General features: G+C 57.8%; 12 protein-coding genes and 2 pseudogenes. 12 read left to right on the top strand and 2 right to left on the bottom strand.

The genetic code is table 11. The features are described from left to right. Positions 1 to 1,165: hypothetical protein (locus tag AAAC48_RS21145; protein WP_340656079.1), on the bottom strand; the 1,165-nt coding region annotated here is incomplete at its 3' end. A 471-nt stretch (positions 1,166 to 1,636) separates the two neighbouring features. Then, positions 1,637 to 2,266, bottom strand: coding sequence for an XRE family transcriptional regulator (locus AAAC48_RS21140; RefSeq protein WP_340656078.1), 630 nt, complete (start codon positions 2,264 to 2,266; stop codon positions 1,637 to 1,639). Positions 2,267 to 2,541: 275 nt separating this feature from the next. On the opposite strand from AAAC48_RS21140, the gene AAAC48_RS21135 reads away from it, so the two are divergent. The 12 genes and pseudogenes from AAAC48_RS21135 to AAAC48_RS21080 form a co-directional block, all read left to right on the top strand. Beyond that, complete coding sequence (locus AAAC48_RS21135) at positions 2,542 to 3,501, top strand: transporter substrate-binding domain-containing protein (protein ID WP_340656077.1); 960 nt, start codon at positions 2,542 to 2,544, stop codon at positions 3,499 to 3,501. Between the two features lie 101 nt (positions 3,502 to 3,602). Further along, the gene (locus AAAC48_RS21130) at positions 3,603 to 4,418 is read left to right on the top strand and encodes an amino acid ABC transporter ATP-binding protein (protein WP_340656076.1); all 816 of its coding nucleotides are present in this window, start codon (positions 3,603 to 3,605) and stop codon (positions 4,416 to 4,418) included. Beyond that, entirely contained in the window at positions 4,415 to 5,092 is a 678-nt protein-coding gene (locus AAAC48_RS21125) for an amino acid ABC transporter permease (protein ID WP_340656075.1), read from the top strand. Before AAAC48_RS21130 ends, AAAC48_RS21125 begins: the two co-directional genes overlap by 4 nt. After that, positions 5,089 to 5,766: an amino acid ABC transporter permease gene (locus tag AAAC48_RS21120; protein WP_340656074.1), complete on the top strand. Its 678-nt coding sequence runs from the start codon at positions 5,089 to 5,091 to the stop codon at positions 5,764 to 5,766. Before AAAC48_RS21125 ends, AAAC48_RS21120 begins: the two co-directional genes overlap by 4 nt. 88 nt (positions 5,767 to 5,854) lie before the next feature. After that, complete coding sequence (locus AAAC48_RS21115; protein WP_340656073.1) at positions 5,855 to 6,094, top strand: hypothetical protein; 240 nt, start codon at positions 5,855 to 5,857, stop codon at positions 6,092 to 6,094. After that, on the top strand, positions 6,094 to 7,416 hold the full coding sequence (locus AAAC48_RS21110) for an FAD-binding oxidoreductase (protein WP_340656072.1): 1,323 nt from the start codon (positions 6,094 to 6,096) through the stop codon (positions 7,414 to 7,416). The genes AAAC48_RS21115 and AAAC48_RS21110 overlap by 1 nt, the downstream gene beginning before the upstream one ends. A 44-nt stretch (positions 7,417 to 7,460) precedes the next feature. Continuing rightward, complete coding sequence (locus tag AAAC48_RS21105; protein ID WP_340656071.1) at positions 7,461 to 8,330, top strand: GNAT family N-acetyltransferase; 870 nt, start codon at positions 7,461 to 7,463, stop codon at positions 8,328 to 8,330. Then, positions 8,327 to 8,653, top strand: a complete 327-nt coding sequence (locus AAAC48_RS21100) for a hypothetical protein (protein WP_340656070.1) — start codon at positions 8,327 to 8,329, stop codon at positions 8,651 to 8,653. The genes AAAC48_RS21105 and AAAC48_RS21100 overlap by 4 nt, the downstream gene beginning before the upstream one ends. Before the next feature lie 89 nt (positions 8,654 to 8,742). Beyond that, entirely contained in the window at positions 8,743 to 8,880 is a 138-nt protein-coding gene (locus AAAC48_RS21095) for a hypothetical protein (protein ID WP_340656069.1), read from the top strand. A 152-nt stretch (positions 8,881 to 9,032) separates the two neighbouring features. Beyond that, positions 9,033 to 9,581, top strand: coding sequence for a DUF488 domain-containing protein (locus tag AAAC48_RS21090; protein ID WP_340656068.1), 549 nt, complete (start codon positions 9,033 to 9,035; stop codon positions 9,579 to 9,581). A 78-nt stretch (positions 9,582 to 9,659) separates the two neighbouring features. Beyond that, positions 9,660 to 9,785: pseudogene (locus AAAC48_RS21085) on the top strand (ABC transporter ATP-binding protein); the annotation flags it as partial. Position 9,786: 1 nt separating this feature from the next. Continuing rightward, positions 9,787 to 9,954: pseudogene (locus tag AAAC48_RS21080) on the top strand (IS6 family transposase); the annotation flags it as partial. Positions 9,955 to 10,337: the final 383 nt, after the last annotated feature.

The following is a 10,337-nucleotide window of genomic DNA, read 5'->3' as shown; positions in this document are numbered from 1 at the left end:
CCCAAATGTCGAGCTGTTCCGGCTTGCGTGCTACTGCGGCAACGGGCGCTCCCGCGGCAAAGCCGCCCGGAGGAGCATCCAGAGAGAACCAATTGCTCCAGCCGGAGGCTTCCGACCAGGCGGCGCTCCAAACCTTACCATCCTTGGCCACCACCCATATGTCGAGCTGTCCTGGCTTGCGCGCGACCGCGGTAACCGGCGCTCGCACGGGTAACCCTCCCAGGGGTGGTCTTACGACCACCAGGAAACCGCCCGGAATCGTGCCGGTCACGCTGACCGTGACGTGCGTGTCCGATGTGAACGCCTGTCCCACTTGGAGCGCGGTCGGCTTCTGAGCGGACGTCAGCGTCAGTAGCTGGATCGGAGCGATGTCGTTTTGCGCAATCCCATGTGGATCGGAGGTTTGAACCCGGTAAACGATCACCCCTTGGCTAGGAATGCCCGGCTCTAACTGGCTTTTGGATTCAAACTGATCGACCATCAGCCGTGCTTCGACCATGAGGTATGGGACCTTTGACCCGATGCGTATGGCCGTCCATCTTCCGGACGGGGGCGGCTGGTCGAGACCCACCGCGTGCAATGCGTACTCTGCCGTGCCACCCGTGTGCTTTGCGATGGCAGACGCATTCAGCCAGTCGATCGCCGCCTTTGTGTAGGCAGACGGGTGGGTGCCGCAACCGCAGGCCATGTTATCGAAGGGGCCCATGTTGCCGCCAAACGTATAGAGGTCGGTAAACCCCGTGAGGACGTGCATAAGCTCCATGGCCCAGACCCCGAGCGCCTCGGACATATCAAACCGCGCCCAGAAGCCACCAAGCTCGCCCTGGCCGGTAGGGGGCTGGCCCAGCATCACCAGCGCCGCGGCGTTGAATCCCTCGTCTCGCAACTGGGAACCGAGCTGCCCCTCAAAAACGTCCGGCGGAACATCCTGCTGGTCGAGGACCTGCATCGGCATCACGACTGCGTCGAGGTCAGCTCGTCCCGACGAGGCAGCCTGGATATACGCGCGAAGCGATCGATCCGCTTGGATCGTCGGGTCCGGATCGAATAGGACCCGCCGGAGGATCTGGTTGGGCCAGTCCGCGGGAATCTGGTCCGGTAGCGGCATAGCGTTCGGCCGGTAGAGCGGAATGAATGCGATCTTCTTTCGTCCGATCCATGCCATGTTTACCTCCTCCCAACGCTTATATTTACAAAGGATTTCTGGACAGCGTGCTGCGAGCACGACCAGCGGTTGGTGACGGCTCGTCGCTCAGGGTCGGATCGGATTTTGAAACGCACATTCTTCGTCATTGATGCTATCGGAGCTATCCACCGCTAAGGCGCGGCCGCGATCGACATCCATGCGGAAGCTATGCAAAGCAACGTCTTGCGCATCCCATCGACCCTCAGGAGTCATTGAAACGACCTGCACAGAAGATACCATGTCAGGAACGTAACCTTCTCACCCGAGAGGGTGAACAGCCGATATTTGCAGCAATCTCAGTTTATACCTTGGCCGTATCCGAACAATTGTGGCAATGGCCCGAGCAAGACCAACGCAGCAGGATATGGGTGCGGATTTCGGATTAACGGGACATCGGTTCCGGTAAATCCCGGACAGTCATTTCAATCGCCCCGATTGAATTGACGTTGATCATATATGACTGTTCAGAACGCTGATGATCCAGATGATTACAGCTGTTTCCTGCGTACGGTTGCATATTTTGTGTGGCAAACTACTGGGAAACTGACAACTGTCGCCCTCATGGAGGTCAAAGACGTCCGGCCCGATGGACAACTCGACATGCCCTTGCGTCACAAGGCCGCCCTTCTCCCCCTCCCCGATAATCACATCCTCACTCTCACCTCCTGGTGGAAGAGTAATGATCATGAAACGCAGGTTGCGGTCGCTGCTCGGGGACAGGAGCTCCTTGGCAAGCCGCGATACACCGACAACAATTCGCGTCCTGTCAGCTTTGCGCCGTATAAACCGGGATTCGGGAGCGACCTGAGGCGTCTGATCGGCGCTCGTCCAGTTCCCCTCGAGAAATTCCCACAGATTGACCCCCAATGCCGCTCTGATGCGCTGCAACGTTTTGATTGAGGGGTTTGATTTTCCACGCTCGATTTGGCTGATAATGCCTGCCGATACGCCGGCTTGCTCGGCGAGCTGGGCTATTGTCAGTTCACGATCTGCTCGCAAACGACGAAGCTTGACACCGATCTGCTCAGAACTTCGATCTTGCGATCCGACGGCCACAAGAAAAGAAGACTTCAAAGTCACGTTGCACCTCGTTCAGTTTACTGAATTTGATCAATAAACTCTCGCTCCCGAAAGAGCAAGTCTGGCACGTGGCGCGCGCGCATGAACTCACTGTTCAAGCGCACCATGAACGCAAATACTGCCGCCATCAGGCCATTCTATGCTGAGGACAGCGATTTGGGGCATAGCGGCGTTTGCAGATTAATTGATCGGCCGACGTCTTGCGTCATCAATCATTCCGTGCATTAAATTGAATATTCTTCGCTATAATGAAGACAACAAAAGAGGGAAACGACATGACAACGAGTGACATTCACAAGGTCAACGGCCTGACACGGCGCGGCTTTCTTGCACTAGGAGGCGGGGTAGCCGCCGGATGTGCTCTGACGACAGGTTTTGAGGCGTATGCGGCCTCGTCGCCGGGGCTGAAGACCGTCGAAGATGGTGTCATCACCATCGCCATGAGCGGCACCATGCCGATGACCGGCTTCAAGGACGGCTCCATCATGGGCAGCGATGCGGAAATGATCGTTGCAATTGCAAAGCGTCTTGGCCTTGGCGTGAAGCCAGCGCTGATGTCGTGGTCTGCCACCATAGAGGCCATCAAGACCGGCCGCGCCGATATCATGTGCGGAAATATGTCGTGGACTCCAAAGCGGGCCGACGCTGTACTGCTGACCGACGCGATCTATTACGCCGGCTATTTTCTGTTGATGAAACAAGACATGCCCTTCACCGAGAGCATTGGCGTGGAGGACATCAAGGGACACAGCATCGGAACGGGTGTGGGATACAGTCTCGTGTCCGACCTGAAGAAGCTGCCCGATATCGGGGAAGTGAAGCTGTACGACAAAGACGACGGGGCCATTCGCGACGTGGCGGCGGGTCGGCTCGATTTCGCTGTGCTCGATGCCATGGAGGTCGATTACGTCCTGCTGAAGAACCCGGATCTGAAGCTGAAGCAGGTGCCCCTCCGTCAGTCAGAAAGTTTTCTGCTTCTCACCGAAAAAGGCGTCACAGTCATGGGCATGAGCCTGGAGAACAAGGAATTGTTTGACGCGATCAATGCAGGTGTGAGCTGGTTGTGGAAATCCAAAACCAATGCGGAAGTCCTTTCCAGGAACGGCATGAGCAATCCTGATTACCTGGTCGCGCCGAAGAAAAACCCGCGTTTGGGTATCGATCGCGACGAGAGCGGTAACATTCTGGGACCGGGAGCCCACACCCCAAAGGATTATTCGAATCTGTTCGGGTGATACTCGGAATGTTGATGCCGCCTCGTGACGTGTGACGCGCACACCGGGCCCTTGTAATCTAAAACATGGGAATCTCGTCCATGAATGATTCATCTTATCTTGTGGCAACGGGCGGCAGCACCACCAGCACGGCAAGGCAGCCGCTCGTCAAAGTCACGGGATTGCGCAAGTCTTTCGGCGCATTGGATGTATTGAAAGGAATCGATCTCGAAATCACCCGCGGAGAGAAGGTCTCCATCATTGGTCCGAGCGGCTCCGGCAAGACGACCTTTTTGCGTTGCATCAATCAAATCGAGAAACCCACCGGCGGACACATCGAAGTCGACGGCGAACTGATCGGCGAGAAGCTGCTGGGCGGTCGCTATGTCCAGATGGAAGATCGCGAGCTTGCCCGCCTGCGGGCAGGCATCGGTATGGTCTTCCAGCGATTCAATCTGTTCCCGCATTTGACCGCGCTGCAAAACATTATGATCGGACCAGTCAAGGTTCTCAAGAGATCTTCCCGGGAGGCCGAGGGCGAAGCCGTGTCCTTGCTGGCGAAGGTAGGCTTGACGGACAAGCGCGACGCCTACCCGGAAATGCTGTCTGGCGGCCAGCAGCAACGAGTGGCAATCGCCCGCGCGCTGGCCATGCGCCCCAAGTTGATGCTTTTCGACGAGGCAACGTCCGCGTTGGATCCAGAGCTGGTGGGAGAGGTGCTGAACGTCATGCGGCAATTGGCTGCCGAGGGCATGACCATGATCATCGTCACCCATGAGATGAAATTCGCTGAGGAGATTTCCGACCGGGTAATCTTCATGGATCAGGGGCTCGTGGTCGAGCAAGGGCCGCCGCATCAATTATTCAGCGCCCCCGCGCATCCGCGCACGCAAGCCTTCCTGCGCGCGGTTCTCGGCAAACAGGCGTTCCCATCATGACTGGCATGGACTGGAACGCCGCGCTTACATACCTTCCCTATTTCCTTGAAGTCCTGTTGTGGGGCGCGGTGACAACCGTTATCTGCACCGCCGGGGGATTCGTCGTCTCCGTCGCGCTCGGGATCGTCTTCGGTGGGTTTTCCTCCTCCCCCTCGCCGCTCCTGCGAGGCATCGCCTATGTCTATGTGGAGGTTTTCAGGGCGGTCCCATTGCTAACCCTGCTCTTCATCATCTATTTCGGGTTGGCGACCATCGGACTCAAGTTCGATGCCATTTCCGCCGCGATCATCGGTTTCGGCGTTCACGGCGGCGCATATTTGTCGGAGGTCTTCCGGGCCGGCATCCTGTCCATCAACAAGGGTCAAAGCGAAGCTGCTTTTACCATTGGCATGACGCGGCTCATGGCCTTTCGCTATATCATCCTGCCGCAGTCGGTGCGCGTCGTCCTGCCGCCACTTGCCAACTTTGCCATTGGCCTTCTCAAGGATACGTCCCTTGCATCGGCCGTCGCCGCACCGGAGATGATGTTCAACGCGGGCCGTCTTGCTTCCGAAACCTTCTTTGCCACCGAGATTTATCTGCTGGTGGCGCTCCTCTATCTGTGTATGAGCCTGCCGCTCTCCTACCTCTCCCGCTCCCTCGAACGGCGCATGGGCAAGGGGTATGCGCGATGACATTCACACAGTTCACCACACTTGCCGCCGAATGGATGCCGGAACTGCTCGTCGCTGCCGGACATACCCTGAAGATGGCGGTCGCCGCTTACGTTCTTGGAGCTGTCGCAGGACTTCTCGTTGCTTTGGCCGGGCGGTCGCCGCAGCGTTGGCTCTCCACTCCGGCGCTGATCTACATTGAGTTTATACGTGGCACCCCGACGGTCACCCAGCTCTTCCTCATTTATTTCAGCCTTCCCCTGATCGGCATCACCATGCCGGCGTTCGAGGCGGCCGTGATCGCCCTTGGTCTCCACTATGCCGCCTATATGGCCGAAACCTACCGGGCCGGCATTGAGGCCATTGAGCGCGGCCAGCACGAAGCGGCGCAGGCGATCGGCATGACCCGCAGCGAGACGATGCGACATATCATCCTGCCGCAATCCCTGCGCATCATTCTCCCGCCGATGGGAAATTCAGCAATATCACTGCTGAAGGATACGTCCGTTGCCTCGCTGATCTCTGCCCCGGAGCTCATGTTGCGTGCGCATGATCTGACCAGTGAATACTACACGCCGATGCAACTCTACCTGATCGTCGGCGCCATGTATCTGGTGATGACATATCCTCTGTCTCTTATCGTCCGTCGCCTCGAACGCAGGGCGTCGAAGGGCTACAGGACGGGATCGAGCTGATGTCTGCCAATCCCGGTCCCGCAATGATGGCGTCGGTCGTGTGATGTTGGCCGCCGATGCCAGCCAACTCCAGTTCATGGAACATACCTTGTTTTACAAGACCCTGGATGCCACGCGCATACTGTCCCGAGCGATGGCAGTGGCCGCGCCTGTGGTCAACGCCGCGCAAGCTCGTGGACAGGGGATTGCCGACATAGAGCTGACCCTCGACATCATCACGGACGAGGAACCTGATCGCTTTGTGGCTTCGCAATCGATGATCAGCGAGGGACCGACCCGTTTCAGCAGGCTGCAGTCCCACACATCGGCTACCAGAGGCCTTAATTGATGTCCCCTACCATGCTACGCATCCAAAGCGACGAGAAACTTCCCGCAACCGCCGATGCTGTCATTATCGGTGGCGGCATCATCGGTTCTACCGCTGCTTATTTTCTTGCCAGGCGCGGCCTTTCGGTTGCGCTTGTTGAGAAAGGCCACGTGGGGGGCGAACAATCGAGCCGCAACTGGGGCTGGTGCCGGCGGCAAAACCGCGACGAGCGGGAATTGCCGCTGGCTGGTCTATCCTTACGGCTTTGGGAGACGCTGACCGGGGAGATTGGCCGCGATCTTGGCTTCAGGCGCTGCGGCCTGGTTTACGTCACTGACAATCCTTTGCAGCTTGGCGAATGGGAGAAATGGCGCGACCTTGCCGGCCGGTTCAATGTCAATACACGCATGCTGAATTCAAAGGAAGCGGCGATGGCGAGCACCGGCAGCACGCGAAACTGGCTTGGCGGCGTGCATTCCATTGACGATGGCAAGGCGGACCCGGCACGGGCAGCACCGGTGCTCGCCGAAGGTGCCCGCGTCCTTGGCGCGACGATTCATCAAAATTGCGCTGCACGCGGCCTCGACATAACCAATGGAGCGGTTACGGGCGTAGTCACGGAAAAGGGACTCATCAAGACAGGAGCGGTGCTCTGTGCTGGCGGTGCCTGGGCCTCCGCATTCTGCCGTTGGCATGGTATTTCCTTTCCCCAGACGAGCGTGCGTCAGAGCTCGCTGCGCACCAAACCCGCGCCAAATGTCACTGAAGCACTCTTCACGCCGGATTGCGTACTGACCCGGCGACTTGATGGTAGCTACACGCTCGCAATCAGCGGAAAGGCAACGCTTGAAGTTACGCCGCAGGCTCTGCGCTATGCACGTGCATTCCTGCCGATGTTCATCAAGCGCCTGAAGGCGGTCGAGGTTGGCATCGGCCGTTCATTCGTCGCGGGGCCGGAAGCGATGGCAAGCTGGCGTTTGGACGAGGTCTCGCCCTTCGAGCATGTCCGTGTCCTTGATCCGGAGCCGAAGCCCCGGGCGATTTCCGCCATCCTTGCCCGCGTCAAGGAGCTTTATCCCGCGCTTGCAGGCATCGAAATAGCCGAATCCTGGGGCGCCTATGTCGACTGCACGCCCGATGCGGTGCCCGTAATCTCGCCGGTCGAGGGAATTGAGGGATTTTTCCTGGCGGCAGGCTTTAGTGGCCACGGTTTCGGCATTGGACCGGCGGCAGGTCATCTGGCAGCGGACCTCGTTGCTAACGACATACCTTGCGTCGACCCTGGTCCCTTCCGGCTCTCCAGACTACTGGACGGCTCCAGGGCAGAAGTGGGTGCGATTTGATTCATTTGGGACCGCCAGACCTGGCTAGCCAGGACGATTACAGCATGAAGCAAGAAAATATGTCCTTATCGGGCGGCGTCGCCATCAAGCGGCTGGAAGACAAGCATCTGGCGAAGGCGCAAGCTCTTTCGTCGGCTGTCGGCTGGCCACGTCGCCAGGAAGACTGGAGCCTCGTGTTGCGACTTGGTCGCAGCATTGCGGCTTTGGACGGCGACGAGCTGCTCGGCACGATCATCTGGTGGCCGTTCGGCGATCACTATGCCAGGCTGGGGATGGTGATTGTGGCCCCGGCCATGCGAGGACGTGGCCTAGGCCGGCGGCTGATGGATGCAGCGCTTGAAGAGGCCGGTTCACGAACCGTGCTTCTTAATGCAACGGCAGAGGGCCTCCCCCTCTATGAAAAGCTCGGCTTTGCGCCCGTAGGCGCGGTGCGGCAGCACCAGGTGGCAAATTCCACGACCGTGCCAGAAGCTATGCCGCAAGGAAGTCGCCTGCGTCCTCTGATCAAAGCCGACTTGCATGCCATTACTGCCCTTGACGAACGGATGTCCGGCATGCCGAGAGCCGAGATGCTCACCGCCATCGCCGATGTCGGCCAGGGCCTCGTCCTGGAGCGCGATGGGGAGATCGCCGCCTGGTCTCTGTTCCGCCGTTTCGGACGGGGCAATATCATCGGCCCGGTCGGTGCGCGCGAGGAACGCTTCGCCAAGACAGTGATTGCAGCCTGGATCGCCAGCCACGGCTCGGAATTCTTGCGCATTGATGTTCCGGTTTCCGCTGGGCTTTCGCCTTGGCTTGAAAGCCGGGGCCTGCCCGGAGTCGGCGAGGTCGTAACAATGGCCCGTGGACCTACACCGCCAGTCAATACTGGAGGCTTGCAGCTCTATGCGTTGGCCAACCAGGCACTGGGATGACAAGGAGTACCAATAAGCTCGATTTCGATCCTGAGACCGTGACAATCCCGTCCGGTCACTTCATCGGTGGCAAGGTTGCAAGCGGCAGCAATGTCGCCTTGGATGTGCGTCGTCCCTCCGACGGCCAGATGTATCAATCACTGCCGGTGGCCCGAGCCGACGTGGTGGATCGGGCGGTGCATAGCGCCGCCACGGGATTCGCCTCCGGCGTCTGGTCGAGGGTCGCACCGTGCGAGACGTTCACATCAGGCGATTGCCGCGAAGCGAATCCGACAATTGCCCAACTAACTTGGATGACCTTCCCGCATTCTCGTTTGCGTTGAATCAGCCAAACCCGCCCAAACTCCGGACGCGTTTGTCGGAACTTATTCAGTCCATTGCTGTTCTCCAAGCAGACGTCCTGGAGGAAAACATGAGCACCAAGAAAACACCCGACGACCCTATTTCAACCGATTCCGGTACAGCAACAGAGGACGCGCACTTGGTCGATGAGGTATTGCAGCAGCATAGTGAAATGGTCGCCGTCCTTGAGACAAACGCGATTAGTTGAGAAGGGCAGACTGATCCATCGCAGAACGATCAAATTAAGCGAGACGAGGCAGACACTAGTTCGATGGGTGCACAGCCCCACCACGATTGCACAATAGCCTCCGCCCCGGTGTGCTGGGGGCGCGGAGTTCAAGTGGTTTAAGGAAGGTTGAAATGCACCTCCCATTTTTTACGATAGGTCACTCGACGCGAACAATTCCACAATTCGTGCATTTGCTTGGGGTGGCACATGTGGATGTCATCGCAGATATCCGGACCGTTCCGCGGTCTCGAGCCAACCCTCAGTACAATAGGGAAACCTTGCCGGAGAGCATCGGCCCGTTTCAAATCGGATATGAGTATATCGCTGAACTAGGCGGGCTTCGCCCCAAAACGCACGACGTGCCCCCCGAAACAAATGCATATTGGATAAACCAGAATTTCCATAATTACGCGGACTATGCCCTATCGAGCGAATTTCGGAACGGACTGAACAAACTTGTTGCTCTCGGGCGAGAAAGACGATGCGCGATTATGTGCGCCGAGGCCGTCTGGTGGCGCTGTCATCGCCGAATTGTGTCGGATTATCTTCTTGCATCGGGCGAAAGCGTTTTGCATCTCATGAACGACGAAAAAATCGAGTCGGCGAGACTGACGCCCGGCGCAATTATCCGTGGCAGCGGCGTAATCTATCCAGCAGTCTCGGAAAGCCGAACCACTTGATTCAGGAACCATAACCAAGTCTAAGCGGTATGGTTTGTGTAACGAGAACAGATCTACCCCGATCACGTTCAGGCGCGGCGCTCGCAACTCAAGGAACCGCTTCGCAACCAGGGGATCTCGACAAGATCGGTGGGTGTGGATGCCGTTCTGAGGGAGGTCGGCCTTGAGCCGTCGTTGAGTTATCGGTTTTTTCATCAACTTTCCGCGGATCAAGCGCCGCGTCGGACCGATGCTCAGTTTCAGGTCATTCGCAGGCGCGGCAGTGTCGCTGTCGTATATCGAGATGGTCCACATGATGCGCAAGCGACAGGCGAGGTATGCCTACAGTCCCAATCCGTCCATCGCCGAGCAATTCACCATCCTTGCTGCATGACAATCGGACATCGCTCGATCCACTGTACCCATAGTGAAAATTTGCGACGGAACCATTCCAAAAGCCCAGGAACTTCACGCTCGCCTCCGCCACCACTGCCTCGAATTCAGCTGTTTCCAACCCAAACCACTCAAACTCAGATGCAGCGATACTATCGGCCAGTGCGTCTGTCGGACCCACAACTACCTCCTTAGGTTCTTAATGAATAAGAGGCTTCTACTGCGCAAATTGTGCCACTAATCGCGAGGACAACCGAGAAAAACGTCACCAATCCTAGCCAACAGCCTCCGGCAAAGTGCTCCGGAAACTCAGATATGAAATTAGTTAGGCCGCCGCATGACCACCCTTTCCGTCATCGTGTTCATTCTTACCTATGCGGGCAT

It is taken from the genome of Phyllobacterium sp. (genome assembly GCF_037994405.1).
Lineage (GTDB): Bacteria > Pseudomonadota > Alphaproteobacteria > Rhizobiales > Rhizobiaceae > Phyllobacterium.
The sequence above is the reverse complement of the archived record's forward strand: the minus strand, read 5'-3'. Positions and strand labels throughout refer to the sequence as shown.

Coding starts and splice junctions, on each gene's coding strand:
- AAAC48_RS21135 (WP_340656077.1), top strand. CDS start 2,542: ATGACAACGAGTGACATTCACAAGGTCAACGGCCTGACACGGCGCGGC.
- AAAC48_RS21110 (WP_340656072.1), top strand. CDS start 6,094: ATGTCCCCTACCATGCTACGCATCCAAAGCGACGAGAAACTTCCCGCA.
- AAAC48_RS21120 (WP_340656074.1), top strand. CDS start 5,089: ATGACATTCACACAGTTCACCACACTTGCCGCCGAATGGATGCCGGAA.
- AAAC48_RS21100 (WP_340656070.1), top strand. CDS start 8,327: ATGACAAGGAGTACCAATAAGCTCGATTTCGATCCTGAGACCGTGACA.
- AAAC48_RS21095 (WP_340656069.1), top strand. CDS start 8,743: ATGAGCACCAAGAAAACACCCGACGACCCTATTTCAACCGATTCCGGT.
- AAAC48_RS21105 (WP_340656071.1), top strand. CDS start 7,461: ATGAAGCAAGAAAATATGTCCTTATCGGGCGGCGTCGCCATCAAGCGG.
- AAAC48_RS21125 (WP_340656075.1), top strand. CDS start 4,415: ATGACTGGCATGGACTGGAACGCCGCGCTTACATACCTTCCCTATTTC.
- AAAC48_RS21090 (WP_340656068.1), top strand. CDS start 9,033: ATGCACCTCCCATTTTTTACGATAGGTCACTCGACGCGAACAATTCCA.